Annotated in this window: 3 protein-coding genes; 2 read left to right on the top strand and 1 reads right to left on the bottom strand. The window is 38.6% G+C overall.

The window, feature by feature from the left end:
* On the bottom strand, positions 1 to 500 hold a 500-nt coding region (locus tag ACO1O5_RS18760; RefSeq protein ID WP_486272973.1), incomplete at its 3' end, for a murein L,D-transpeptidase catalytic domain-containing protein.
* Positions 501 to 784: 284 nt separating this feature from the next.
* Between ACO1O5_RS18760 and recG the strand changes: the two genes are divergently transcribed.
* Positions 785 to 2,968 carry an ATP-dependent DNA helicase RecG gene (gene recG / locus ACO1O5_RS18755; RefSeq protein ID WP_486272971.1) on the top strand — a complete coding sequence of 728 codons (2,184 nt, stop codon included), beginning with the start codon at positions 785 to 787 and terminating at the stop codon, positions 2,966 to 2,968.
* Between the two features lie 171 nt (positions 2,969 to 3,139).
* Positions 3,140 to 5,494: DUF7948 domain-containing protein (locus tag ACO1O5_RS18750; protein ID WP_486272969.1), on the top strand; the 2,355-nt coding region annotated here is incomplete at its 3' end.

Here is a 5,494-nt window from a genome sequence, read left to right as displayed (position 1 = left end):
ACATAAAAGCCAAGGCTGCTCTTATTGCTTCTCGGGTTATTGGAAAACAGTTTTGCATACTCGGCGCCGGAATTACGGCCATGTGCTACATAAGTATTATATAAAACTCTATAGTTCTTTAGATCAATAACGAATAATCTTTTTTTAGCAGATGAGAGGCTAAAGTCAACAATTGAAATAATGGAATCATTGCTCAATTTACCCAAATCGCGAAGAGTTTTAAATCCTCTTACCGCATAGTCATAAGCTTGCTTGCTAAGACCCAAGTCGCTTAACTGTAAACTATCATACACACTTATTTTTTTTGAATTAGGCCCTTCATCGTTGAGGCCACTCCCAGGGTTAGCTGAGCTTACTTTAATAAAATCAGGGGTAGTTAATATGTTAGCCGACGAATTATTTTTATAGGATATTGTCTTTGCAAAAACAAAAGGTACGTGAATAAGAAATATGAATACTGACGAAATAAATACGGGAACCTTCTTCAATGATTTAGTCATTCGATACTATTTATAAAAATTCAAAATTTTCTTTTTGAAAATTGTAAACTTAAGAAGTTTACGGTTTTTCATTTTAACGATTAGCTTAAGAGATACGCTAAGGAATTGGATTTACTTCTTTATTCTGTGAAAATACTTCACATTGCGCCTTTCTCCTAATTCTTAAAGCATTTTGTTGCCTTAAAGAATTTATCTTATAATTTTTTTAACAAACGCTTTACAATATTAAAGCATCATAAGAACATATATAATAACTATTTTTTTTCATTTTTATTGCGCTAAAGTTGTATAAACGATTATCAACGGCAATTGATAAGAAGCTTGATTCTACTCTTATATTTGTAGAAAATTTTCCAATCACTGATAGAGTTTCCATATTGAATAATCCTATTGAATATTTAAAGGGAGTTGGACCTCAAAGAGCTGATCTTTTGAAAAAGGAAGCTGGCATTTTTACTTTTAGTGATTTGTTAGAATATTTTCCCTTTCGACATATTGATAAAACTCAAATAACCACTATAAATCAAATAAGCACAGACAATGACTATGTGCAGGTAGTGGGAAAAATAACTTCGATTGAGCAGGTGGGAGAGAAAAGGGGAAAACGTCTTGTTGCGGAGTTGTACGACGGTACTGGTTACCTGGAATTAGTTTGGTTCCAGGGCATTAATTGGATACAAAAATCAATTCATATTGGCAGCAGGTACCGGGTTTTCGGAAGATCAGGATTTTTTATGAATGCGCCTCAAATTTCTCATCCTGAAATGGAGGAAGTTATTGAAGGAAATGTAGAGAAGAATTTATACCTGGAGCCGGTATATCCCGGCACCGAAAAATTAAAATCAAGAAATCTTGGAGGGAGACAAATAGCGAAACTTACCTACACCTTGTTGCAAATGCTGAACGAAAAAGATATTGCAGAAAACCTTCCTGCGTCTATCATTCAGCAATATCATCTTATAAATAGATACAATGCCTATTGGCAAATTCATTTTCCCAAAAGTGCTGACGAATATCTTGGAGCATTGAAACGATTAAAATTTGAAGAGCTGTTTTTGTCGCAACTTCGTTTAGGCCTCCTCCGTTATAAAAGGCATTCTTTTTCGAAGGGATTGGTATTTATTAAAGTTGGTGAATGTTTCAATAAATTCTATAGCAACAATCTTCCATTTGAATTAACAACAGCCCAAAAGCGGGTAATAAAAGAAATAAGAAAAGACATAGGTAGCGGAAGGCAGATGAATCGCCTATTGCAGGGCGATGTTGGAAGTGGTAAAACAATTGTTGCCATTATGAGTATGCTCATCGCTGCTGATAACGGGTATCAAAGTTGTTTTATGGCACCCACTGAAATTCTTGCCCGACAACATTATGAAAGTTTACAATCACTCTTGCAAAACATCCCGGTTACCATACGAATTCTTACTGGTTCCTCATCGGCAAAAGAAAAGAGAGAAATCTTACAGGCAACTGCAAACGGAGAAGTAACGATATTAACAGGTACTCATGCGGTAATTGAAGATAATGTGGTATTCAAAAACCTTGGGCTGGCAATAGTTGATGAACAGCATAAGTTTGGCGTGGCGCAAAGAGCTAAGCTTTGGAAAAAAAGTGAAATAAGTCCGCATGTATTGGTAATGACAGCAACGCCAATTCCGCGTACCCTTGCTTTAACTGCCTATGGTGATCTTGATTATAGTGTTATTGACGAACTGCCCCCCGGAAGAACGCCTGTCGCCACTGTTCATAGGATGGAGTATGCCCGGCCCCAAACGATGGATTTTATAAAAAGTGAAATAAAAAAAGGGAGACAAGCCTATGTCATTTATCCATTGATAGAGGAATCAGCGAAACTTGACTTTGAAAATTTAATGAAAGGATACGAAGAAGTAAAAGCATTTTTTCCTGAACCTGAATTTTATATCAGTATGGTACATGGACGCCAGAAGTCGCTGGAGAAAAGAATAAACATGCAACGTTTTATAGAGAGGGATACTCAAATAATGGTTTCTACCACTGTAATTGAAGTAGGCGTAAATGTGCCGAATGCAAGTGTAATGGTGATTGAGAGTGCCGAAAAATTTGGCCTTCCGCAATTACACCAGCTTAGAGGACGAGTAGGACGGGGAAGCGAGAAAAGCTATTGTATTTTACTGTCGAAAGTGAAGTTGTCTGCAGATGCAAAACAGCGCCTTAAAATTATGTGTGAAACCAATGATGGATTTAAAATTGCGGAGAAAGATATGGAAATTAGGGGGCCGGGCGATATCGAAGGAACCAGGCAAAGTGGTGTGCTTAATTTTAAGTTGGCCGACATTGTTGAAGACAGAAAAATGCTCGAAGCGGCCCGTTATTCGGCCGGCAAAATTATTGAGGAAGACCCTGCACTTTCTACGGTCGGGAATTCTTGTTTATTGAATTACTTATCTGTACAAAAGGGTAAGACGATTTGGAGTAAAATTTCGTAGTCTTTTTTTACGCCGCCATTGTTAATTGCATATTAAAATCTGAATGAAACTTTTATTTCAAAACTTCTGTTCTAATTGTTTCGTAAATTTAGTTTTTAATATTTCCAATATATTCTTGGTTTCCTTGATTAACTTTTTTATACTTTTTCAGTCATAAAACAAATATTTGCCTTGAGAATATTAAAGCTTGCCAAATTCCTTCTTATAACATTGCTAACAACTTTTTTTGTTGCTCAAAATGTATTTGCCCAAATTGAATTTATTGAGAATAAAGGGCAATGGGATAAGCGAGTAAAATTCATGAGTCATATAGGAAGTGGTGAGTTCTATTTGCAACAAAACGGATTCACAGTAGCTCAAAACAATCCAGATGATATTGAGAATATAAAAGAGTTGCGCCATAAAGAGGCTATGGGAATTACTATGAAACAAGGGGAAGGAACTCAAATTCATTCGCAGGCCTACAATGTTCGTTTTCTTAATTCCAAAGATCCGGTAATAATTCCCGATAAAGCTTTACCATCAGTTAATAATTACTTTAAGGGAAACGATAAAAGTAAATGGGCGTCGAATTGCAGAATTTTCCAGGGTGTCACTTATAAAGATGTTTATCCCGGGATTGATATTCGTTATTATTCTGACGCTGGTAGCAATTTGAAATATGATTTTATTATACATCCCGGTGCTGATATAGGCAGCATCGCTATGAAATATACCGGTGCAAGTAAAATTGCGGTAAAAAATAAACAACTGGTAGTATCGACCTCTCTTGGAGATAATAAAGAACTTTCGCCATATACCTACCAGGTGGTCGACAACAACAGGCGGGAACTAGATTGCCGTTATGCGGTAGACGGCGATGTGGTAAGGTTTAAAGTAAAAAACTACGATCCTTCGAAAATACTTATCATAGATCCGTCTGAAATATTTTTTAGTTACTCCGGAAGTACTGCGGATAACTGGGGCTTTACAGCTACATACGGGCCCGATGGAAGTTTTTATGGCGGCGGTATTGTTTTTGATAATGGCTTTCCTGTTTCGACAGGTGCTTATGATAATACCTTTAACGGCGATTTTGATATCGGCATCATAAAATTAAGCCCCAATGGCAAAAACAGGATTTATGCCACTTATATCGGCGGCGGCAGCGGTGATCAGCCTCATAGTCTCATAGTTGATTCGCAAGGAAATTTGGTGGTTGCGGGAAGATCAAAGTCTTCCGATTATCCAACCTATCCTGCTAGTGTGCCTTCCGTAATTGGCCCCGGTGGTGGTTGGGACATAGTTGTTACAAAATTAAATGCAACCGGAAGCGCACTTATTGGTTCAATGAGAATTGGTGGATCACGTGACGATGGCGTCAATATAAAAGACGAGACTGGTAATGCCGGAGGTTCATCGCTGAAAAGGAATTATGGCGATGATGCACGAAGTGAAGTTTTACTAGATGCATCTGACAATATTTATTTGGCTTCCTGCACCCAATCACCGGACTATAACAAGACCATTACGCCCGGGGCTTTTCAATCGACATTTGGCGGAAGCCAGGATGGCGTGGTACTCAAAATAAACCCTGGCTGCAATAGTATTATTTTTAATACTTTTTTGGGTGGTAGCGGAGATGATGCGGCTTACGTTTTGGTACTTGGGGCTAATAATAATATCTACGTAGGCGGGGGTACCGCGAGCCAAAATATGCCTGGTATCTCAGGTTCGGGCGTTGTTAGCTCTTCCAACTCGGGCGGTGTTTGCGATGGTTTTGTAATAGAACTTAATAATTCAGGTACTGCTGCAATTGCGGGTACTTATCTTGGAACACCGGGAGCAGACCAGGTATATGGAATTGACGACGATAAATCGGGAAATATTTATGTGACCGGTACTACTACCGGAACCTGGCCAATAGTTCTTGCCCCAGGCAGCAGCAGTATCTATTCAAATACAAATGCAAAGCAGTTTATTTCGAAACTTAAGCCCGATTTAAGCGCTTATATATACTCAACAGTTTTCGGTACCAGCGGTGCAGCTACTCAGTTACCTAATATTTCGCCTACGGCTTTCTTGGTTGATCGATGTGAGAATGTTTACGTGTCGGGATGGGGAGGAAAATCAAATACAGGATTTGGAGAGGGCAATACATACGGCATGCCCACTACTTCTGATGCGATTAAAGCCAAGTCAGATGTATCGGGAAGTGACTTTTACTTTTTTGTGCTTAAGAAAGATGGGGCTTCCCAATTATATGGTTCATTCTTTGGGCAGGAAGATCCTCCTGAAGGAGTTAATAATCCATTGACTTTTGGTGATCATGTTGATGGAGGCACAAGTCGATTTGATAAAAACGGTGTTATTTATGAAGCAATGTGTGCCAACTGCTTTCGAACGGTTTCTTTTCCGGGTACGTTTGGCGTATGGTCAAGAACTGATAATGCCAATGCTGGCGGTAGGTGTAATCTAGGCATGCTAAAAATTGAAATGAATTTTGCTGGTGTTCAGGCTGGCGTGAGGGCATCTATTGACGGAGTT

The organism is Ginsengibacter sp., from assembly GCF_057362405.1.
This window is presented reverse-complemented; position numbering and strand designations above follow the sequence as displayed.